Source organism: Mangrovibacillus sp. Mu-81, from assembly GCF_036867415.1.
Classification (GTDB): domain Bacteria; phylum Bacillota; class Bacilli; order Bacillales; family Bacillaceae_B; genus Rossellomorea.
The window spans coordinates 1-19,744 of record NZ_JBAJHU010000016.1 but is presented as its reverse complement, the minus strand read 5'-3'; the positions used below and the strand labels follow the sequence as shown (position 1 = coordinate 19,744).

Here is a 19,744-nt window from a genome sequence, read left to right as displayed (position 1 = left end):
TTTATATTGGCGAAGTGAGGAAGTAAGGATATCGAAATTGTTGAATTGTGTCGAACAATCGAGAGTTTGTGCATAATGAAAAACGCCGGGAGACAAGTCTCCAAGCGCTATTTCATAATCGCCTGCCAAATTTTATGACTCGGGCGAAGTCTTTCGATCCGGCTCATATTTTGCGGGATGTCGTGACCGACCCAGACACCGGTTGTGTACTCGTTCGTGAGTCCCATCACCCAGTAATCATGATAATTATTGGTGGTTCCTGTTTTGATTCCTACATAGGGTTTGGATACGTAAGCGGCTTTTCCTGTACCGCTGGCTGCAGCGTTTGCGAGCATCTGACGCATTTTTGCCGTTGTATCTTTTGACCAGACCTGTTTCGGCTCGTTCTTCCACTCGTAGAGGATCTTTCCCTTCCCATCCTTCACGTTTATAATCGCATGGCTTCTTGTATAGCTCCCATTGATGAATGAAGTGTATGCATCCGTCATTTCGAGAGGACTGAAACCGTAGGTGAATCCTCCGATTGAAGCTGCATAGGTGCGATCCTGTTTAGTCAGTTTTTCAAAAGAAAACGCTGAGATCTTGTCGAAGGCTTCTTCGACCCCCACCTTTTCCATCAAGCGGAGAGCGGATGCGTTATAGGATTGGGCCAGTGATTGGTTTAACGTGACCGTACCAGGCTGCACGCCTCCGTAGTTGATCGGGCAATAATCACCGACACAGTAACGATTGGCATTCACCTTCTCATAAATGGATGATTTGAATGTATCAAGATAAGGCGCATATACAAGCAGCGGCTTGATGGAAGAACCCGGCTGTCTGTAAGCTTGAAAGGCATGGTTAAAGTTGTATTTCTTATACTCTTTCCCACCGGTCAATGCCGCGATTCTTCTTGTTTCGTTATCGATCGTCACCGATGCCCCCTGCAGCTTTTCACCCCGCAGTCCTTTGTTCAGGGCTGAGACACTTTTTTGCTGAAGTTCAGGATCGAGAGCAGTCTGAATCCGGACGCCTGAAGCGATCACGCTTTCAAACCTGTCATCGAGTTTTTTAATGATTCGTTCTTTTTCCTGAGGGGATGAGGCGTTTTCCAGCTGCACTTTGTACCCCTCGTGAAGTGATATCAGCTCTCTCAGTTCTTCCTCCACGTAAAAAGCGTAATCGGGATAGCGGTCGATTTTCTTGCGGATGTTGAGCTTTATTGGTGTTTTCTTCAGCTTGTCCGCTTCTTCCTTTGCCAGCCTTTCCGTATTTACGAGTATGTCAAGCAGACGTTCCTGACGAACTTTAGTCTGATCGAAATGGTCGACTGGATCGTACTTGCCGGGATTATTCGGGATGGATGCAATGAAAGCCATCTCTGCTTTGTTCAATTCCGACACACTTTTTTGAAAATAATATTGTGATGCTGTCTCGATTCCATATACGCCGTTGCTGAAATAAATGACATTAAGGTAAAGCTCGAGTATTTCATCTTTTGAAAGGGAGCTTTCGATCTCATGTGCATAGAAGAGCTCCGTCAGCTTGCGGTTATACGTCTTTTCCTGACCTAAATACAGGTTCCGGGCGAGCTGCTGGGTTATCGTGCTTCCTCCCTGCTGAATATGGGTGAATACCAGATTCTTTACGACCGCCCTTAGAATGGCACCTGCGTCAAACCCCACATGCTCATAAAAATGCTGATCCTCGGAAACGACCAGAATTTCCTTTACGAATGGAGGGATCTTCTCATCTTCCACGTATAATCGAAAGGGGCGATTCACCTCTGAAAACACGCTGCCGTTTTCGTCCAGCAGCAAACTGGTCTTATTAAGATTCAATTGATCTGTATTCACAGTGCTCTCAAGTTCATCCTGAAAACCCTGGACTTTGTCTACTTCCTCAGTCGTGAAGAACAATATGGTAAAAAAGATAGTCATAAAACAAATCACTGTAAGAAACCCTGTAAAAACTCTCATTCATTCACTCTACTTTACTAGTAATCTTGATTCACGTGACCGTCAACTTCAGAATGTCGTATACTCCACCATAATAATCCAAATGCCCCCAAGAATAAAGCACCTGTTACATAAAAAACGGAAGAAATTCCAATAAATCCGGATAAAGTTCCTCCAAGGACCGGTCCAATCACATTTCCAAGAAAACGAAAGCTCTGGTTGTAGCCCATTAACTCACCCTGCATGCTGACAGGCGCCTCCTGCCGGATATATGCGGTTATGCACGGAATCAAACCGCCGATGGCCATTCCGAACAGGAACCGGAGAAGCACGAGCTGCCATAGTTCGGTCACAAGGGCTTGTGGGACGATAAGAATGGAGGCAAGCACCAATAGGAAGGAGAGGACCTTCTCATACCCGATCCGATCACCAAGCTTCCCCCATTGCCGTGTAGCGATGAAATTTCCGAAACCTGTCGCTGAAAAGGCAAGGCCGGCCAGTAATGCAAGGTTGGCAGAAGAAGTCAGTTCAGCCACATAAAGAGCCAAAAGAGGCTGAATGCTGAAATTGGCAACCTGAATGATCAAGGACAGGATGATCACAGTCACTAGCAGCTTATGGCTGAATATGTGCTGAAGCACCTGCTTGCTTGAATATTTGTTTTGCTTATTCCTCTGCGCTTTACCACGCTGTTCGTTGATCCCGAACAGCACCACTGTCGCAGCGATCGCAATTGAAACCGCCGTGAAGATAAAGGTATAAGAAAAACCAACATTATCAGCAAGAATTCCGCCGATGACTGGACCGAATAAGCCTCCGGATACCGTCCCCATCTGCAGGGTACCTAAGATCTTGCCTGCTTCCCTTTTTGAAGTCTGAGAAGAGATGAGCGCCATGGACGTCGGAATGAACCCGGTAACGACCCCCATAAGCATCCGCAGAATAAACAACCCATGAACAGATTCCATGAATCCCATTAAGAAAATGGAAGCGGCAATACCGTATCCTGTGATCAAGAGGATCGGCTTATAACCGTATCGGTCCCCAAATCTTCCCCACAAAGGTGAAATGAAGAAAGCCGTTAAAAAAGTAATACCAAACACAAAACCGGACCAGCGCTGAACGTACTCAGCACTATAATCACCGAAAGTCTCTATATAAAGAGATAAGAACGGGAGGACCATAGTGGCACTGGCGGCGACTAGAAAGTTAGCCATGACCATGATGACAAGATTCTTTTTTTCTATTGAAATGATTAACACCTTCTCATTAACTATTTATTTCGGTTTTCTAAATATCTATTTTATTAGAGTTTGCGGTCAGAGTCCACTGAATGAAAAAAATTCGCCATGGAGCAAAGGATTTAGTCATAATTCTCAGGTCGAACATGATATAATATAAGAATAAGAATTGTGTACTCTCACTGACGATGCAGCGTTTTGATGGTGTTTGTACATAAACTCGTCCGTATTAAGAATATTATTTTACTAGATAAATTGGGGTCTGATCAGATTTTGAGGAGGGAGTTATGTGGTAAAAGCAAAGCAGCTTGTGTTCATTGACTTTGAATTTTCGATGCCTGAACGGCATAGAGTCCCCAAAGGTTTTTTTCCGGAAATCATCGAAGCGGGTGTAGTCGTGGTTCAGAAGGGGAAAGTGACAGATACGTTTTCCACTTATGTAAAACCATCTGCCTTCCCCAGACTGACCAATCGCTGCAAACGGTTCTTATCGATCACGCAAGATAAAGTAGACAGAGGCATCTCCTTCCAGACCCTCATCGATTATTTCAACCTGTTGAACTCGAATGGAATCGAAAAAGTCGTCACTTGGGGAAACATGGATATGAAAGTGTTAAGGGATAACTGCTCCCAGTCGGGCATTGCCTTTCCTTTTAAAGCCCAATATGTCGATTTATCGATGGAATACAAACGTTTCTTCGGAGATCAAAACCAAACCGGTTTATGGAAAGCGGTTCAGGAATACGGAAGGGAAGGAGTCGGGAAGCATCATAAAGCACTCGATGATGCACTGACCACCCATCATATATACAATCTTGTGGAGAAAGACAAGAAGTATCTCGATAAAGCCGAACCGACTACCATCGGCGACCGGATCGACTTGAGCAAGTTCTATAATCAGCTTGCTTGATGGAATACTTGTATACATCACATAAAAAGCACTGCCTTCCAATGCCGGAATGCAGTGCTTTTTCTTTGGGCTAATTGTCAGTTTAATTCATGACAGAGACACTGACTTATTCAAACGTCAACCCATACATCAACTCATATTCCCGCTGAATCCCTTTTAGGGATTCCAGACTTTTTAATGCATGCGGGGACCCATCCGCCTCCTGCTGCTTTTTCAGATCTCCGAAAGCAGCCAGGAGTGATTCGTTGTATTCAGGTATTTCCCCTTCAAAAGGCTTGACCATTTTTTCAGGCATGTTTGCCTGTTCCCGGAATGCAAGTGCTTTGCGTTCGTGAAATAATGGAACATCCACTTCCGCAGGGTTATGTAAATCCCCTTGGCGAGGGTGCTTGAGTACGGCGAGGATCCTTACCACATACGCTCCGGTCCGCTCACCTGTCACTTCACCTATATATTTTCCTGTCTTGTAAAAAGCTGTGACTTTATCCCCTATTTGAAAATTTTGCAAAATTACCCCTCCTCTTTAGTGTCTAAGTCTATTATAATGGAACACAAAGTGATTGTGGCAAAGTATACGATAAACGTAACATGTGGGGGTACATATATGAAGAGATTGATTCTATTATCTTTGTGTCTATTAGGTTTAATTCTTGCCGGATGTGGACAAACAGAGAAGGATAACAGCAGCGAAGAAAAAGCTGCTGAAACAGAAGAAAAGAAAACGGATGACACAGAATCTGGAGGAGATGACAACATGACTTATCCGCAGTTGACAACGGAAGTGGCAGAAAATGAAAAGGCAGTGGAAATGAAGACCTCGATGGGTACCATCAAAATAAAATTATTCCCTGAACAGGCACCTAAAACGGTTGAAAACTTCATCACTCACAGCGAAAACGGCTATTATGACGGATTGAAATTCCATCGAGTAATCAAAGATTTCATGATCCAGGGCGGAGATCCCAATGGTAACGGAACTGGCGGCGAAAGCATCTGGGGAGAGTCTTTCGAAGATGAATTCTCCAAGCAGCTTTTCAACATCCGCGGAGCGCTTTCGATGGCGAACGCTGGCCCCGATACGAATGGAAGTCAATTCTTCATCGTTCAGAACAGTGAAATGAATCCAGGATTTGAAGAAAAAATGAAAGAAGCCGGATTCCCGCAGGAAGTCATCGACGCCTATGTAAAACGCGGCGGAACCCCTCATCTTGACTTCAAACATACCGTATTCGGTCAAGTGATCGAGGGAATGGACATCGTGGATAAAATCGCAAACGTCGAAGTCGGACAGAATGATGTTCCTAAAGAAGATGTGATCATCGAGAACATCAAAGTAGTGAAATAACTGAAAAGTTGGCTGCAGGTTTAGATTCGAAAACTGGACAGGGCGGCATGCTGCGCTCAAGATGTTATCGTGCATCCCTGCTTAATAAAATATGTTTTATTTAGCAAAGAGGCTGGGACAAAAGTGATATATTCTAAGTAAAACCCGAACTGGTTTGAATTCGAGGATTCAAGCAAGTTCGGGTTTTTAATTAGCTTTGTTCAAAAGTCGATTTAAAATATAGCATGTTACAGCGGTTGATTGGAGTGCAAGACGGAGACTCCTGCGGGAAAAGTAGCTTATTAGAAAAGCGGAAGGGCTTTGCTTAGAGGCTGGTTTGGCTTATGACATGTGCCTCTAAGCCCTGCAGCTAGACAAGTGAGACCCCGCAGGCTTGCCCAGGAGGCGGCTACCCGCGGAAAGCGAAGTCTTGCACGGAAATCATTAGCGATATTCAGTGGTCCTCACTGATATGTTCGCCTTTAGGCAGTTGTTTTTTTGTTTTGTCCCAGCCTCTTTTCATGTCGCACAAAAGTTGCATCACAGTGCACTTAATACTAGCTTTACTTTGCATCATTTTTTTCACGATAATGAGGTATGGAAAGGCGATGATTACATTATGGTTTTCAGTGAACGATTAAAAAAAGAGCGGGAGAAAAGAGATTGGTCACAACATGAACTTGCAGAGGAAATTCATGTAAGCCGCCAATCCGTATCCAAATGGGAAACAGGAAAGAATTATCCCAGCATCGAGGTAATCATCCATTTAAGTGACCTATTTGGTATTACGATCGATGAATTATTGAGGAGTGATGAAGAATTGAAAGAAAAAGTGATACGGGACAGTAAACAGCTGGCTCATCCAAAGATGAAGATGTTCTTTGACAGTGTGTTTATGCTCGGGGTGCTGCTATTGACATCAAAGTTACTGATACTGGCATTGAATAAAATCGCAGGGATGGAAATAACCATATTGGAAGGCATGCCATTTGTATCGAACTTCTTGCCCTTGGTGTTGATGGTCCTCGGCGGTATCGGTTCAGACCAACTGAAAAATAATTATGTAGAAGAATAAGCTCTCACCTCTTCCCATGAAAGTCATAGGAGATTATTGATGAACACTGCATCATTTCCCCGGAAATTGTCGGAACGTGAAGAGGTTGGGACAAATTTGATTTAACTTTATAAAATACTCTCTTCACGAGGGTGTTCATAGAATCGTTAAATTCTTGTGATTAAGCATTGGTTTCTGGATTTTTATCTTGGTATAATGATGAAAGAGTTTGTTTTGAAAGGAAAGGAGCTTGTTATGCTTTCTTCGTTTGTATTGAATTTGTTTTTATATTTTCCGGAAGATAAGACAGAATATATCCCAGCCGCTATTTGGATGGTCATCTTTTTTATATTGACGATTTTGACGTTCCGTTTGATCAAAAAGGTATCTAAGAAAGAAGAACTGAAGACAAAAGCCATTGAAGATGAAGTCAGGCAGAGGAATCGTGAAACTGAATGATCGACGTGAAAGCATGCTTCGAAAATGGGAAGCGTGCTTTTTTTATGGGATAGAGTAATTTGAGGAGAGCGGGAGTTGTGGATTTCTATGCAATCAAATGCCTTCTCCGCTCTCCGCGTTTTTTCCTTTTAAAAAGAATACTTTCTCTCTATCTCGTCAAAAATGGAGGAAGAGTATGCACATTTGGAGGAATTATATATGAAATCGAACAAGTTACTATACATCCTTTTACCTGCCATCCTGCTGGGGGCGTGTGCCATTGAAAACCCAAAGAAGACCGAAATCGATATGAAGAATGATACTGGCGATTCGCTTGGGAAAGTGATCCTTCAGGAGAAGTCGGATGGGGTGGAAGTGGATCTTGATCTGGAGGGCCTGCCGCCTGGTGAACGCGGTATCCATTTTCATGAAAAAGGCTCATGTAAACGGCCTGACTTCGTGTCTGCCGGCAACCACTTCAATCCTGATGATAAAAAACACGGTTTGATGCATCCTGAAGGCGCACATGCCGGTGACCTGCCGAACATCATCGTGAAAGATGACGGGACGGTGAAGGTAAAGTTGATGGCGCCGCTCGTGACGATGACGAGAGGAAAGACTTCATTGATCACGAAAGAAGGCACGTCACTAGTCATCACGGAGAACAAGGATGACGGCATGACACAGCCTGCAGGAGAATCAGGTACGCGGATCGCCTGTGCTGAAATTGCAAAAGAAAAAGAGAAGAAGTAAAAAAGTTCCCGTTGTTTGTTTCTGGCTGAACAGAAAAAGATAGAGCAGGATAGCCAATAGGCATCCTGCTCTTATCTGCTTTTAACCCAAGGCTTTACGCAACCTTTCTAATCCATCCAACAGTATTTCCCGCGGACAAGCGATATTCATCCTCACAAATCCTTCGCCCCCCTTGCCGTATTTTGGACCGGGTTCGAGGCCAAGCTTTCCTTTTTCCAACAGCCGTTCTTTGAGCTCGTCATCCGACAGTCCCAACTCACGACAGTCAATCCAGAGAAGGTAGGTTCCTTCAGGTTCGACAAGATGAATCCGGGGCAGGTTCTCTTCAATGAAGGATTTCGTGATGTTCACATTTTCCTTTAAGTAGTCCAGGATGCTTTCAAGCCATCGTTCACCGTTTCGATAGGCAGCTTCCATTCCTGTTATGCCGAATGTATTCAATGTGAAAAAGCCTTGTTTCTTGTGGACAGCGGCTATTTTATCGCGTAATTCATTATTTGGTGTGATCATGGCTGACGCCTGCAATCCGGCAAGATTGAAGGTTTTGCTGGGTGCGATGCAGGTGATGGTCCTTTCTGCATAGCTTTCATGGATTGCCGCGACCGGCGTATGTTTGCGGGTTTCATAGACGAGGTCAGAGTGGATCTCATCTGACACGATGATGACATCGTACTTTTTGCAGAGATCTGCCATTTTGGTCAGTTCCTCACGTGACCACACGCGTCCGCTTGGGTTGTGCGGATTGCATAGCAGAAACAGCTTTACACCTTTTTGCAATGACTGTTCAAAGTCTTCAAATGAAATGCTGTATTGACCGTTTTTGTACGTAAGCGGGGCATTCTCGATCACGCGGTCATTCTCCTCCGTCATACTGAAAAACGGGGTGTAGACTGGAGATTGGACGAGTACTTTGTCGCCTGGAGATGTCAATGCCTGTATGATCGTCCCTATTGCCGGCACTACGCCCGGGCTGTACTGTAGCCAACTGTTATGAATCTTCCAGCCATGCCTTTTCCATACCCATTCTTTGATTGCTTCTGCAGGTCCATCCCCGACAAATGTGTAGCCGAAGATACCGTGGTCAAGCCTGTTCTTAAGTGCTTCCGTTACTTCGACAGGAGGGAGGAAGTCCATATCCGCCACCCACATCGGAAGTACATCATCTTTACCAAAAACAGCTTTGGTCATATCCCATTTCACTGAAGATGTCCCTATTCGGTCGATTATTTTCTCGAATTCGTTCAACGTTCTAACCCCTTTTCTATAAAAATGATAGGTGCCTGAAACTCGAAAGCGGCCGTTGCCGTTAATCACAATGCTTCCGATGGAATTTTTATGCTATCTTCATCTTATTATGGAATTTGAAAAGATGAAAATGATTTGTTTATCGTTTATTTTCAGTATCAGTCCTTATAAGTGTATTCCTAGCAATCAAGAACAGCATATGTAAATGGCCTCCCTACGATTCAGTCAGAAGCGAAGGGGAGAGACCTTTTTTATAATGAGCCTGTTCATTTTTTGAGAATTCATCCGCTTCAGTATGAACAAACTGTTGAATATGATGGAGCACTTCGTCCGGCCTTTCTTCCGGTACAAGATGACCTGTTTCCTCTAAAACGACCAGGCTGGACATGGGGAGGTCATTTGCCAGACGGTGTCCCGTCGAAAGCGGGACGACGCGGTCGTGCTCTCCCCAGACAAGCAGGCAGGGTGTCTCGATATTCTTCAGCTCGGCAATCGATAAATCCCCTTCCCGGTCCCGGATCATACGTGTCAATGCTTTAAAGATGTCATCCTCAAGGAATGGGCGCAAATAGCCGAACAGCATCTCGTCATCGATCAGTTCCTTGTTATGGACGACATTCTCAAGATTTTTCCTGACGCCTGAACGGGTAAGCCAGAGTTTGACATACAGATGGAAAAAAGGGATGCGGCTTGCCATCATGACCGGCCACCTCATCTTCGGAAGGTAACCTGAACTGCATAGAAGCACAGCCTTTTCGACAAGTGCAGGTTCCTTTTTCATGACGTTCAGCGCAATCTGTCCGCCCATCGAGTGTCCGGTCAAATGGATATTCTTCACTTCCAGCTGTTCGAGCAGCTGGATGACGGTGGTTGCCAGGTTTTCATAGGAATAGACGAAGCGGCTTGTCTTGTCGCTTCCCCCAAACGGTGGAAGGTCGATCGATATGACATTATACTGTTCTTTCAAAAGGGGAGTTAAGCGCCTGAAGCTGAAGGATGAAGATAAAAAGCCGTGCAAAAGAACGAAGGTTTTGGACGCCTCGGGGTGCTGGTGATATTCGTAATACACACGGGCGCCATTGACGGTTGCAGTTCTTGCAAAATCGTTTCCCCGCATGATGCTTCACTCCTCACATGAATGGTTTATCGTATTTTACCCTTTTTTGGCCATTTAACACCTTTAAGAAAAACGCAAAGTATCCCCTTTCTATTTTTTCAGCTTCTGATATAATGAAACCATTTAAGTGGTATGGAGGAGGAGTTAGTATGCAGCTTAGCGATTTGGAGCTTGATTTACTAAGGATTTTACAGAAGGATGCGAGAATTTCATCAGAAAGCTTAGGGAAGATGCTTCAAGTGACACCGGAAGAAGTGGAAACGGCTCTTACCAGACTTGAAAAAGATCATATCCTTGTGCGATACAGTTCGATCGTCGATTGGTCGAAGGTAGAGGGGCATGAAGGTGTCACCGCTATGATCGACGTCAAGGTGGCTCCAAAACGAGGGGTCGGATTCGACGAGGTCGCCCACAGGATTTACCGGTATAAAGAAGTGAAAAGCGTGTACCTGATGTCGGGGGCTTATGATCTGTCGGTGACTGTAGAAGGAAGATCCATGAATGAAGTAGCGAACTTTGTATCTGAAAAACTTTCGACTCTTGATTCGGTCCTGTCCACGACCACTCATTTTCAACTTAAAAAATATAAGCATGACGGCACCATCTTCGGTGATGTTCATGAGGATAAACGGATTGTGGTATCACCATGACTACAAAGACATCTTATGTAGCGAAGTCGGTAGAGAACCTGAAACCATCCGGGATCCGAAAATTCTTTGATCTGGCTGCCAATATGGAAGGCGTCATTTCACTAGGGGTGGGGGAACCGGACTTCGTCACTTCATGGACAGTGAGGGAAGCTGCAATCCTTTCATTGGAGCAGGGAAACACATCTTACACAGCCAACGCCGGCCTATTTGAACTCCGTGAAAAAATTGCCCGCTATATGCGGGACGGGTATGACTTGAGGTATGACCCAAACAGTGAAATCATCGTGACAGTCGGTGCGAGTCAGGCACTTGATATCAGTCTGAGGGCAATCATCGATCCCGGTGATGAAGTGGTGGTTGTCGAGCCAGGTTTCGTCTCATATGTACCGCTCGTGCAGCTTGCAGGAGGGACACCCGTGACGGTTGAAACAAAACCGGAGAATGGCTTCAAACTGACGGCTGAAGAACTTGAAGATGCGATTACCGGCCGGACGAAAGCTGTACTATTATGCTCACCCAATAATCCGACGGGCACCGTGTTGGAACAAGAAAATCTGGAGGAGATTGCAGAGGTCATCCGCCGTCATGATCTGGTCGTGCTTTCAGATGAAATCTATTCTGAACTGGCCTATGACCGCGGACACGTCTCGATCGCTTCTCTTGATGAGATGAGAAACCGTACGATTGTGATCAATGGGTTTTCTAAAGGATTTGCGATGACAGGCTGGCGGCTTGGGTACATCTGCGCCCCTGAGGAAATTGCAGTGCCGTTGTTGAAGATTCACCAGTATGCGATGATGTGTGCCTCGACCCCCGCTCAATACGCAGCGGTTGAAGCCCTGGATAAAGGGATGGGGGATGTGTTTGAAATGAAGCACAGCTACCGTCACCGCCGCCATTATTTTGTGGATTCATTGAATGAGATGGGACTTGTGTGCCATCTGCCTGGCGGGGCTTTTTATGCGTTCCCGTCGGTTGCTAAAACAAGACTTTCCTCGGAGGAATTTGCAGAAAAGCTGCTGTTGGAAGAAAAGGTGGCTGTCGTTCCCGGCAATGTGTTCGGTAAGGGCGGGGAAGGGCATATCCGTTGTTCGTACGCGTCTTCAATGGAACAACTCCAGGAAGCTGTGAAGCGGATGAAGAGATTTGTTGAGAATCATAGTTAAAGTTAAGTGTGACCAGGTGCTGACATTTTGGCGCCTGGTTTTTTAGTGGGATTTATGAAATATCTGGTAGGAACTGCGGGATTTCAAAAAAAATAGGACGATAAAATTATCGTCCAACAAATGAAAACAAAAGGGGGAATACTTAGAAAGCTTAGTATCAGTATGAACCGTTTCGAAGACTTATATACTTAGTTTTTAAAAATTATTTTTCAATTACCTCGAGAATGGGCCAGCTCCAGGGCATAGAGGCACATGTCATAAATCAAACCGTCCAAAAAGGCAAAGCGTGCGCCTTCTCGGCCGGTTCGTCTTATGCCACCCGCCTCTGAGCAAAGCCCTTCCGCTTTTCTTATTCGTATTTTATTTCATACAACATTTGCATGACGCGGAGAAAATCTTCTTCGGTGAATTCCTTGGCTTTGCGAAGGATCAGCTTCGTTCGTTTAACACCGATTTCTTTGATCAATTGTTCAATTTCCCCGTCGATCCCAGCAGGGTGATGGGCGATCGTTTCACTCTCCAATAGCTCTGAAGCGGGGATATCAAGAACGGTTGAAAGCTTTAAAATGATTTGAGTATCGGGTATTTGCTCATTACTTTCATATTTTTCAATAGTACTAGTACCTAAGCGGGCTTTCCGTGCTAATTCACGCTGAGAAATGTTTCGATCTTCTCTAAACCTCTTCAGATTCTTTCCAAAGTATGTCATCGTCTACCCCTCCCAATAGTCCACTTAACTTCTTACTATTATAGTATCATTAAATGGAAATAATTAGTCTGTCCAACCGTGAACAAAATGGTAAAATTGAAGGCCCGTCCACGATAAAGCGGAACGGGCCATCGATGCTAAGACAGAAATACGAAGATGATCGCAATCGGAACGATATAACGAAGAAGGATGATCCAGGCGTTGAAGAGATCTCTTGAAGTGGAAGATCCCTGCTTTATTTCGTTCCATACGTCCTCGCGCTTCAATCGGTAGGAAACAAATATGCTTATGAACAAAGCACCTATCGGCAGCCCGAAGCTGCTTGTGATAAAGTCTGCAAAGTCAAAGAAATTCCGTCCGAGTATGGTGAAGTCGCTGAATACCCCGAAAGAAAGGGCACTTGGGATTCCCGCGATGAATACAAGGATCCCCATTAACCATGTATAAGGAAGCCTCTTCTTTTGATTTCCCTTGGTCAGTGCGGCGACTCCGATCTCAAGGATCGAGAATGCAGATGTCAGCGTCGCGAATAACAGCAGTATCAGGAATACGGTCAGGAAAATACCCCCGAAAGCTATTTCATTAAAAACTGCAGGCAGTACGACAAAGGCGATCCCCGGTCCCTGGTCTGGCTGGAATCCCAATGCATAGACTGAAGGGAAAATGACCAACCCGGCGAGCAGGGAAATCAAAATATTCAGTCCGGAAACCGAAATTGCAGAGCGGGGCATGCTGTCCTCTTTTGAAAGATAGGAAGCATACGTCACCATGACTGACAGTCCGACCGTTAAGGAGAAAAATGCTTGTCCAAGCGCAAGCAATGCTGTTTCTCCTGTGAGATAGCTCCAATCCGGAACCAGCAGGAACCGTACACCTTCCATCGCACCTTCAAGGGTAAGTGAGCGTGCCACTAAAATAAGAAATAATATAAATAAAGACGGCATCATATAACGGCTCGCGCGCTCTATCCCTTTTTGAATCCCGCCTTGGACGACCAATACGGTAAGTAAGATGAATAACGATTGTGTGATCAAGGTTTCCCAAGGACTGGAAATGATGTTTTCAAATAGTGAACCGTATTGTTCCTGGGTCATGCCTGAAAGAGATCCTGTAAAGCTTCTCGCAAGATAAGATAAAATCCAGCCCCCTACAACACTGTAAAAAGACAGGATGATAAACGAAACGATCGTGCCAAGGTAACCGATTAAGTGCCAGGCAGATCCTGGTGCGAGTTTTTTATATGAAGTCACCGCATCAGTTCCGGCTCTTCTGCCGATGACGAACTCGGCAAGCAAGATCGGTGTGCCAATCAAAATCGTAAAGATGATGAAAAGCAGAAAGAAGACTCCTCCGCCGTTCGCTCCTGCCATATAAGGAAATTTCCAAATTGCACCCAGGCCGATGGCAGAGCCGGCTGCTGCGAGAATGAATCCTAATTTCGAAGACCACTGTTGTTTCTTTGCCATTACGCTGCTCCTTTCAAAAAACAAAATGATTTTTCCATACTACTATGTTTTTCATGCCGTGTACACCTGATATTTAAATTTTCAATATATATTAAAAATGGTTGTAAATGTAACGAATACAGTCATTTTTCAAATTATTTACGATACCTTCTTCCTATAGTATGGGTGAAAACGTTCGTATCATGAAAAAATTCCTGTTTATTTAAAAACGGGCTGGAAAAGTTAGCAAAGTGTAGTATACTAATGGTAACGAAATGTTCACAAATCAGACACGAATTCGACATTAATTAGTCAAAATTGAAAGCGCTTAAACCAGGAGGGATCAATAATGGATATGTTCATGGTATATTTATTCGTTGCCACCGCCACCCCGTTATTCTTATGGATTGAACACAGAAAATGGGCTTTGCTCCATATTCCGTTTCTATTAGCTTTATGGGCGATCTTCATTTATTACATTGCAGTGCCGGAAATGGGCGGATGGGGACATGTGACATTCTGGAGTTTATTTGTCTTCAACTTTGCCTTTGCACATTTGGCTGCATTTTGGCTTTACGCGGCTCCATATTTGAAGAAACACCGAAAGAAAATGATGGAAATGCGCAAGTATAACACTGAGAAATAAATCCCCATCGACCGGGGATTTATTTTTTTTGCCTTCACGCCGTAAATCATTTTCCAATGATAGTATACAGGCAACCAATTTAATGAATAAATACCATTTTTACGAAACTAAAGCGATTGGTGCTGCGTTACATAGATATGAAGAATCATAATTGAGGGGGGAGTACACAAGAGTGGACGAATTTCATCTCATAGATAAAGCAAAACAAGGTGATCTTTCTGCTTACAGTAAACTGATCCGCGACCATGCCCCGATTGTGGAACGCTTTGCTTTCCAGATTGGGAACCACATGGACGATATTCCTGATATCAGTCAGGAAGTTTTTATAAGGGTGTACCGGTTCCTCGACGGTTTCACCCATGCGAAATTCACAACCTGGCTGTATAAAATAACGTTAAATGTATCGAGGGACTTTAAACGTAAAGAGAGTCAGCACAGCAAGAGGGTGGAGAAGGTGATGAACGAAACGTGGGAAGCATCGACAGCACCTCATGTGCGTGTTCTGAGAGAAGAAGAGGATCGGATTCTGCACGAATGTCTCCAGGAGCTTGATGAAAAATATAGAGCCCCGATCATCCTCTATTATTTTCATGAAAAAAAATACGAAGAGATTGCAGATATCCTGTCAGTCAATTTGTCTACGATTAAGACCCGGCTGCTGAGAGGCAAAAGCCTGTTGAAAAAACTGCTCGAGGAAGCGGAGAAAAGGGAGGGAACCATCAATGGATGATAAAATGTTAGAAAAAAGGCTGGAATTACTAGATCGTTCGTATAAAAAATTGCCGGCGCAGACTGATGCACATGCCATCATATCTGCAATAAGAAAAGAGCAGTCCCCCTCCAGGAAGAAACGATCCCGCCCGCTCATTCACTGGCCTTATGCTGCCAGCTTCATCGGCGTCCTCCTGATTGGAACGGTGCTTGCACTGCAATTGACGCTGGACAGCGGCAGTCAGGGGGAACCTGGTCAATCAGGAACGCAGTCACCACCGGCAGGATACAACAATGAAACAAGCAAAGAGCTCGATGAAGAGATAGAGGACGCAAAAGCACTCTATGAACTGCGCAAAAAACAAGCAATGGCGCGCCTTGGTATGAATGAGTCAACCTTCAGCGGAACCCCTCTTAATAAGGAAGCCCGGGAACAATTATTATATATAGAAACCATTCCTAAACGAAAATATCCCCTTGAACAGAAACTTGAGTGGGTGAACAACGGGAAAGAATGGATGGAGGAATCATTAAGGACCCCTGATATGATGATTGGCACCCTTAAAGATGGAATCACAATGAAGGAAGCGGAAGTTTGGACAGAAGATTTTTTGGAAAAACAGAGTGGATTGCTCCCGCTTTATGAAGAAAAGCTGCAGCAATATAAAGAGTGGTGGAAGCCTCATATTGAAGGTGGTGAAATCAATATGAAAAGCCTGAATGCACTTCAACATTATCCCGCTGAATTCAGAACCATGCTGGACGGCATTACCCTCAATGCGGTAAAACTCACCTACAATAAAAGGGGAGACAGGCTCGAAACATCCATCGATATTGAGTATGTGAATATGATTTCCCGCAATGCCCTTCCGGAAGTATATGTTTCATATATGCACATTAAACAGTCTCCTGTCCTGAAAGCTGGAGAATTTACTACAGGCTGGAAAGAAGCGGGGGACCGGCTAATGCTTCTGGAAGATATGTTGAAGGATCTGCCGGAAGACTCGGGATTCAGGGATGAAATGATACACACCTATGAACTTTTATATCAACACTATGTGAATGGCGGGGTCAACCAGAAGATCTTTCATGAGGACGGAAGGCTGAAACCGGAGGTGCGTGATGCGTATGAGTATGTTGCTGAGAACTATTCTTCATATAAGACCGCAGAAAGTATAATGAAAATACTGGAAGAACTGCAGAAATCAAACGATGTGAAACCTGAGCGCTGGATCCAGCATACCCCGGCCATCATTTCATCAGAAGTTGAAAAGATGTATGAGAACCATTGATATTCAACAAGTGGGAAATGTTTTAATAAAAAGATAAATAGGGAAACATAACTAGTGTGATACGTAATTTTAGACGTGCGGGCATGACGGATTTACACTCCTGCACAATTCCTTTTTGCCGAAACCCAAAAACTATGGTATAATCTAAAATTGCGTGTAAAAGAGAAAAATAATATATATACTAGGAGTGTTACCATGACTACAAAATTCGAATCAGGATCTGTTGTAACAGGTAAAGTTACAGGCATCCAGCCATACGGAGCGTTTGTTGCATTAGACGAAGAAACACAAGGACTTGTTCATATCTCTGAAATCACACACGGCTTTGTTAAAGACGTCAGTGAGCACCTTTCAGTAGGAGACGAAGTAAAGGTAAAAGTATTATCAGTGGACGAAGCAGCTGGTAAAATCAGCCTTTCAATCCGTGCTACAGAAGAAGCTCCTGCACCACAAGCAAAGCCTGCAGCAGCGAAAAAAGCCCGCCGTCAAGGAAGTGTGAAACCGGCAGCTGAAGAAACGACTCCAGCTGGCTTCAACACACTTAAAGACAAGCTTGAAGAGTGGATCGAGCAATCTGAGCGTGAAGATCTAATTAAGAAATAATAACATAAAAAGCCGTCCCATCAGGCAGATGGGGCGGCTTTTTATTTATGAAGCCATGAGGTTCCCTATTATTTGACAAAAAATATAGAATTTTTAAACAATATACTTGTCCGTACCTCCTTTTTCGAATATAATGAGGAATGAAAGCGCTTTATAAATATAGGTATACATACAATCGGGAGGGACTTCAATGCTTTATAATAATCCGAATACAGAAGGTTCACTGGTTCAATTCAAGGACAAGTATGACAACTACATCGGCGGGGAATTTGTGCCGCCGGCAAATGGTGAGTACTTTGAAAATGTAACGCCTGTAACTGGAAAAGTTTTCACGAAAATCGCCCGTTCGACTGAAGCGGATGTCGAAAAGGCACTGGATGCTGCACACGCCGCAAAAGATGCCTGGGGAAAAACATCAGTGGCAGAAAGGTCATCCATTTTAAATAAAATAGCAGACCGCATTGAAGAAAACCTGGAGATGCTTGCAGTAGCTGAAACATGGGATAATGGAAAACCTGTACGTGAAACTTTGGCGGCAGACTTGCCGTTAGCGATTGATCACTTCCGTTATTTTGCCGGCTGTATCAGGGCTCAAGAAGGTTCTGTCGGGGAACTTGATCAAGATACAGTATCTTATCACTTCCACGAACCAATCGGGGTAGTGGGACAGATCATCCCTTGGAACTTCCCTATTTTAATGGCAACTTGGAAACTTGCCCCTGCACTTGCTGCCGGAAACTGTGTAATCCTGAAACCTGCCGAACAAACACCTGCGTCCATTATGGTCCTGGTGGAATTGATACAGGATCTGCTTCCAAAAGGAGTGCTGAATGTCATCCAAGGTTTCGGAGTAGAAGCAGGTAAGCCGCTTGCACAAAGCAAGCGCATTGGAAAAGTGGCCTTCACCGGGGAAACGACGACAGGACGCCTGATTATGCAATATGCTTCTCAGAACATCATCCCGGTGACACTTGAACTTGGCGGGAAATCACCGAATATCTTCTTTGAGGATATCATGAATGAAGACGATGATTTCCTTGATAAAGCGGTGGAAGGCTTCGTGATGTTCGCCCTTAACCAAGGGGAAGTATGTACATGCCCTTCAAGAGCGCTGATTCAGGAATCAATCTATGACAAGTTCATGGAAAGAGCGATTGAACGCGTAAAACAAATAAAGCAGGGCAATCCGCTTGATTCGGAAACAATGCTTGGAGCCCAGGCTTCCGAAGAGCAGCTGGATAAGATTCTTTCATATATCGAAATCGGTAAACAAGAAGGGGCGGAATGCCTCATCGGCGGAGAGCAGAATAAATTGGACGGCGACCATGAAACAGGATTCTATGTGAAGCCGACTGTATTTAAAGGCGACAACAGCATGCGTATCTTCCAGGAAGAAATCTTTGGACCGGTTGTTTCAGTGACCACGTTCAAAACGAAGGAAGAAGCACTTGAAATTGCCAATGACACATTATACGGTCTTGGAGCCGGTGTCTGGACACGCGATATGAATACTGCATACCGTTTCGGAAGAGAAATCCAGGCAGGACGCGTATGGACAAACTGCTACCACCAATATCCTGCACATGCAGCATTCGGCGGCTACAAAATGTCCGGTATCGGTCGTGAAAATCATAAAATGATGCTGACGCACTATCAACAGACGAAGAACTTATTAGTGAGCTACAGCCCTAAGAAGTTAGGATTCTTCTAAAATGGAAAACCGACTGGAGGCGACAGAACAAGCCCTTCAATTGATCGAAAAGCTTAAGGGTAAGCACGGCCCCCTGCTTTTTCATCAATCAGGAGGATGTTGTGATGGAAGTTCCCCGATGTGTTTGAGCCAGGATGATTTGATCATAGGCGACAGCGATGTGTTAGTGGGCACTGCAGCCGATTGTCCTTTCTATATGAACTCACAGCAGTATGAGTATTGGAAGCATTTCAAAATCATCTTGGATGTGAAACCCGGAAGAGGAGGCGTATTCTCTTTAGAATCCACCGAAGGCTTGAGGTTCATTACGGATTCTGAATTGATAAAGTCTTAGATTACTAGTTTAGTTACCTTAAAGAATATACAAACAAACATTAATCAGGCTGGGACAAACGTGTTCTAGCCGATAAAAGTCCGAACTTTAATTCAAATTCTTTGATTAGAATACGAATTAGTTCGGATTTTTTAATAGACTCTGTTAAAAGATCGTTGTTCATATCAGCTTGTTCCAGCGGTTGATTGGAGTACAAGACGCAGACTCCTGCGGGAGAAGTGGCCAATGTTAGACCCCGCAGGAGCGCATTGCGACAAGGAGGCTCCGCGGAAAGCGAAGTCTTGCACGGCAATCATTAGCGGTATTCAGTGGTCATCACTGATAATGTTCGCCTTTAGGAAGTTGTTTCTTGTTTTGTACCAGCCTCACTTTTTTTATCCCAAGATAAGCACTGGTCAGCGATTTTCAAATCTACAAGAATATCCAGAAAATAAGCTGCTAAAATAAGGGGAGAAACT

At 44.3% G+C, this 19,744-nt stretch carries 20 protein-coding genes; 13 read left to right on the top strand and 7 right to left on the bottom strand.

Annotated features, from left to right (window positions below; all coding sequences use genetic code 11):
* Positions 1-107: 107 nt before the first annotated feature.
* The gene (locus V6B33_RS20280) at positions 108-1,919 is read right to left on the bottom strand and encodes a transglycosylase domain-containing protein (protein WP_334219472.1); all 1,812 of its coding nucleotides are present in this window, start codon (positions 1,917-1,919) and stop codon (positions 108-110) included.
* Positions 1,920-1,975: 56 nt separating this feature from the next.
* On the bottom strand, positions 1,976-3,190 hold the full coding sequence (locus V6B33_RS20275; RefSeq protein ID WP_334219518.1) for an MFS transporter: 1,215 nt from the start codon (positions 3,188-3,190) through the stop codon (positions 1,976-1,978).
* 277 nt (positions 3,191-3,467) lie between these two features.
* On the opposite strand from V6B33_RS20275, the gene kapD reads away from it, so the two are divergent.
* Positions 3,468-4,088: a 3'-5' exonuclease KapD gene (kapD, locus tag V6B33_RS20270; protein ID WP_334219471.1), complete on the top strand. Its 621-nt coding sequence runs from the start codon at positions 3,468-3,470 to the stop codon at positions 4,086-4,088.
* A gap of 106 nt (positions 4,089-4,194) precedes the next feature.
* Here kapD and V6B33_RS20265 read toward each other — a convergent pair whose 3' ends face one another.
* Positions 4,195-4,599, bottom strand: coding sequence for a kinase-associated lipoprotein B (locus V6B33_RS20265; RefSeq protein WP_334219517.1), 405 nt, complete (start codon positions 4,597-4,599; stop codon positions 4,195-4,197).
* Positions 4,600-4,692: 93 nt separating this feature from the next.
* Here V6B33_RS20265 and V6B33_RS20260 point away from each other — a divergent pair, with 93 nt between their 5' ends.
* The 4 genes from V6B33_RS20260 (at position 4,693) to V6B33_RS20245 (ending at position 7,657) form a co-directional block, all read left to right on the top strand.
* Positions 4,693-5,433: a peptidylprolyl isomerase gene (locus V6B33_RS20260; protein WP_334219470.1), complete on the top strand. Its 741-nt coding sequence runs from the start codon at positions 4,693-4,695 to the stop codon at positions 5,431-5,433.
* Positions 5,434-6,031: 598 nt separating this feature from the next.
* Entirely contained in the window at positions 6,032-6,487 is a 456-nt protein-coding gene (locus V6B33_RS20255; protein ID WP_334219469.1) for a helix-turn-helix domain-containing protein, read from the top strand.
* Between the two features lie 234 nt (positions 6,488-6,721).
* The gene (locus V6B33_RS20250; protein WP_334219468.1) at positions 6,722-6,925 is read left to right on the top strand and encodes a hypothetical protein; all 204 of its coding nucleotides are present in this window, start codon (positions 6,722-6,724) and stop codon (positions 6,923-6,925) included.
* A 198-nt stretch (positions 6,926-7,123) separates the two neighbouring features.
* Positions 7,124-7,657: a superoxide dismutase family protein gene (locus tag V6B33_RS20245; RefSeq protein ID WP_334219467.1), complete on the top strand. Its 534-nt coding sequence runs from the start codon at positions 7,124-7,126 to the stop codon at positions 7,655-7,657.
* An 81-nt stretch (positions 7,658-7,738) separates the two neighbouring features.
* Here the strand turns inward: V6B33_RS20245 and V6B33_RS20240 are convergent, their stop codons facing one another.
* Both V6B33_RS20240 and V6B33_RS20235 read right to left on the bottom strand, forming a co-directional pair.
* Complete coding sequence (locus V6B33_RS20240) at positions 7,739-8,902, bottom strand: MalY/PatB family protein (protein WP_334219466.1); 1,164 nt, start codon at positions 8,900-8,902, stop codon at positions 7,739-7,741.
* Positions 8,903-9,116: 214 nt separating this feature from the next.
* The gene (locus tag V6B33_RS20235) at positions 9,117-10,019 is read right to left on the bottom strand and encodes an alpha/beta fold hydrolase (protein WP_334219465.1); all 903 of its coding nucleotides are present in this window, start codon (positions 10,017-10,019) and stop codon (positions 9,117-9,119) included.
* Between the two features lie 149 nt (positions 10,020-10,168).
* Between V6B33_RS20235 and V6B33_RS20230 the strand changes: the two genes are divergently transcribed.
* Positions 10,169-10,669 carry an Lrp/AsnC family transcriptional regulator gene (locus tag V6B33_RS20230; protein ID WP_334219464.1) on the top strand — a complete coding sequence of 167 codons (501 nt, stop codon included), beginning with the start codon at positions 10,169-10,171 and terminating at the stop codon, positions 10,667-10,669.
* Positions 10,666-11,835: an aminotransferase gene (locus V6B33_RS20225; protein WP_334219463.1), complete on the top strand. Its 1,170-nt coding sequence runs from the start codon at positions 10,666-10,668 to the stop codon at positions 11,833-11,835. Before V6B33_RS20230 ends, V6B33_RS20225 begins: the two co-directional genes overlap by 4 nt.
* Before the next feature lie 349 nt (positions 11,836-12,184).
* On the opposite strand, the gene V6B33_RS20220 is transcribed toward V6B33_RS20225, so the two are convergent.
* Both V6B33_RS20220 and V6B33_RS20215 read right to left on the bottom strand, forming a co-directional pair.
* Positions 12,185-12,544 carry a helix-turn-helix domain-containing protein gene (locus V6B33_RS20220; protein ID WP_334219462.1) on the bottom strand — a complete coding sequence of 120 codons (360 nt, stop codon included), beginning with the start codon at positions 12,542-12,544 and terminating at the stop codon, positions 12,185-12,187.
* Positions 12,545-12,681: 137 nt separating this feature from the next.
* Positions 12,682-14,010 carry a sodium-dependent transporter gene (locus V6B33_RS20215; RefSeq protein ID WP_334219461.1) on the bottom strand — a complete coding sequence of 443 codons (1,329 nt, stop codon included), beginning with the start codon at positions 14,008-14,010 and terminating at the stop codon, positions 12,682-12,684.
* 328 nt (positions 14,011-14,338) lie between these two features.
* On the opposite strand from V6B33_RS20215, the gene V6B33_RS20210 reads away from it, so the two are divergent.
* The 6 genes from V6B33_RS20210 to V6B33_RS20185 all read left to right on the top strand — a co-directional run bounded on the left by V6B33_RS20210 (position 14,339) and on the right by V6B33_RS20185 (position 19,286).
* Entirely contained in the window at positions 14,339-14,635 is a 297-nt protein-coding gene (locus V6B33_RS20210; RefSeq protein ID WP_334219460.1) for a spore morphogenesis/germination protein YwcE, read from the top strand.
* A 172-nt stretch (positions 14,636-14,807) separates the two neighbouring features.
* Positions 14,808-15,365: an RNA polymerase sigma factor gene (locus tag V6B33_RS20205; protein WP_334219459.1), complete on the top strand. Its 558-nt coding sequence runs from the start codon at positions 14,808-14,810 to the stop codon at positions 15,363-15,365.
* A complete protein-coding gene (locus tag V6B33_RS20200; RefSeq protein WP_334219458.1) occupies positions 15,358-16,638 on the top strand; it encodes a hypothetical protein in 1,281 nt (426 codons plus the stop codon). The genes V6B33_RS20205 and V6B33_RS20200 overlap by 8 nt, the downstream gene beginning before the upstream one ends.
* A 195-nt stretch (positions 16,639-16,833) precedes the next feature.
* Positions 16,834-17,241 (top strand): S1 domain-containing post-transcriptional regulator GSP13, encoded by a 408-nt coding sequence (yugI, locus tag V6B33_RS20195; RefSeq protein WP_334219457.1) that lies wholly within the window; start codon positions 16,834-16,836, stop codon positions 17,239-17,241.
* A 190-nt stretch (positions 17,242-17,431) separates the two neighbouring features.
* The gene (gene adh, locus V6B33_RS20190) at positions 17,432-18,952 is read left to right on the top strand and encodes an aldehyde dehydrogenase (RefSeq protein ID WP_334219456.1); all 1,521 of its coding nucleotides are present in this window, start codon (positions 17,432-17,434) and stop codon (positions 18,950-18,952) included.
* A 1-nt stretch (position 18,953) separates the two neighbouring features.
* The gene (locus tag V6B33_RS20185) at positions 18,954-19,286 is read left to right on the top strand and encodes a DUF779 domain-containing protein (RefSeq protein ID WP_334219455.1); all 333 of its coding nucleotides are present in this window, start codon (positions 18,954-18,956) and stop codon (positions 19,284-19,286) included.
* The last annotated feature ends 458 nt before the right edge of the window (positions 19,287-19,744 follow it).

Excerpts from the sequence above, each read along its gene's own strand:
- adh (WP_334219456.1), top strand. The coding sequence starts at position 17,432 with ATGCTTTATAATAATCCGAATACAGAAGGTTCACTGGTTCAATTCAAG.
- V6B33_RS20220 (WP_334219462.1), bottom strand. The coding sequence starts at position 12,544 with ATGACATACTTTGGAAAGAATCTGAAGAGGTTTAGAGAAGATCGAAAC.
- V6B33_RS20185 (WP_334219455.1), top strand. The coding sequence starts at position 18,954 with ATGGAAAACCGACTGGAGGCGACAGAACAAGCCCTTCAATTGATCGAA.
- V6B33_RS20250 (WP_334219468.1), top strand. The coding sequence starts at position 6,722 with ATGCTTTCTTCGTTTGTATTGAATTTGTTTTTATATTTTCCGGAAGAT.
- V6B33_RS20260 (WP_334219470.1), top strand. The coding sequence starts at position 4,693 with ATGAAGAGATTGATTCTATTATCTTTGTGTCTATTAGGTTTAATTCTT.
- V6B33_RS20230 (WP_334219464.1), top strand. The coding sequence starts at position 10,169 with ATGCAGCTTAGCGATTTGGAGCTTGATTTACTAAGGATTTTACAGAAG.
- V6B33_RS20200 (WP_334219458.1), top strand. The coding sequence starts at position 15,358 with ATGGATGATAAAATGTTAGAAAAAAGGCTGGAATTACTAGATCGTTCG.
- V6B33_RS20280 (WP_334219472.1), bottom strand. The coding sequence starts at position 1,919 with ATGACTATCTTTTTTACCATATTGTTCTTCACGACTGAGGAAGTAGAC.
- V6B33_RS20235 (WP_334219465.1), bottom strand. The coding sequence starts at position 10,019 with ATGCGGGGAAACGATTTTGCAAGAACTGCAACCGTCAATGGCGCCCGT.
- V6B33_RS20255 (WP_334219469.1), top strand. The coding sequence starts at position 6,032 with ATGGTTTTCAGTGAACGATTAAAAAAAGAGCGGGAGAAAAGAGATTGG.
- V6B33_RS20210 (WP_334219460.1), top strand. The coding sequence starts at position 14,339 with ATGGATATGTTCATGGTATATTTATTCGTTGCCACCGCCACCCCGTTA.
- V6B33_RS20225 (WP_334219463.1), top strand. The coding sequence starts at position 10,666 with ATGACTACAAAGACATCTTATGTAGCGAAGTCGGTAGAGAACCTGAAA.
- V6B33_RS20215 (WP_334219461.1), bottom strand. The coding sequence starts at position 14,010 with ATGGCAAAGAAACAACAGTGGTCTTCGAAATTAGGATTCATTCTCGCA.
- V6B33_RS20245 (WP_334219467.1), top strand. The coding sequence starts at position 7,124 with ATGAAATCGAACAAGTTACTATACATCCTTTTACCTGCCATCCTGCTG.
- yugI (WP_334219457.1), top strand. The coding sequence starts at position 16,834 with ATGACTACAAAATTCGAATCAGGATCTGTTGTAACAGGTAAAGTTACA.